Annotated in this window: 1 protein-coding gene; it reads right to left on the reverse strand. The window is 48.8% G+C overall.

The annotated features are described in order from the left end of the window. A partial coding sequence (locus MoGM_RS03460; RefSeq protein ID WP_104368786.1) for an RNA polymerase sigma factor occupies window positions 1–483 on the reverse strand: 483 nt, incomplete at its 3' end. Window positions 484–735 lie beyond the last annotated feature (252 nt).

Genomic DNA, 735 nt, shown 5'->3' on the forward strand with positions numbered 1-735 from the left:
TTGTTGTATATGCGTGATTGCGTATCGGTAGCGCGACTTTACGGTCGCTTCGGGTACTTCCGTGAGTTCGGCTATCTGCCGGAAGGTAAGGTTGTCGTAGCATTTCAGCCTCACGGTCTCCGCCTGTTCGGGCGGAAGGGAGTCGAGCAGGCGGTTAATTCTCGTGAACTCATCGTGTATCTGCCGGTCGGTCTCGGTCACGGGGATGTCCCGCATGTCGTCTATCTGTATGTGGTTCTGCTTCCGCCGCCGGTGATAGTCGGTGCAGGCGTTGCTTACGCTCCTTATCATATAACGGTCGATGTCTTTGATGTCCTTGTCTTTCTTCATCTTGCAGAATATCGACATGAACACCTCCTGCACTATGTCTTCGGCGTCTTCACGCCGCCCGACGCGCATATATGCAAATCGGAACAGCCAGTCTTGCCGTTCGGCAATGAGGCTCTCGAACCTTTTCATGTGATGTTCGCTGTCGGTGCTCATCTGTTTTCGGTGTTCGTTGTTTTTTTAAGGCGCTTCTACTTTTACAGACGCAAAGAAACGAAAATAGATTTAAAAAAGGCGTATTTTTTCAAATATTTCCGAATAATCCGCAATACGGCGTGTTTGGGACTATAGAAAACACATAGCGAGCCCTGTAAATGATATGGGTCCTTTTCCTGAATCTATGATTTTTTATGCCAGTGCCTACCGTGCCAATGTGCGTGTTCATGGTGGCATGGTAGGAAACTGTAC

It is taken from the genome of Prevotella sp. MGM1, from assembly GCF_002933775.1.
Taxonomy (GTDB): Bacteria; Bacteroidota; Bacteroidia; order Bacteroidales; family Bacteroidaceae; genus Prevotella.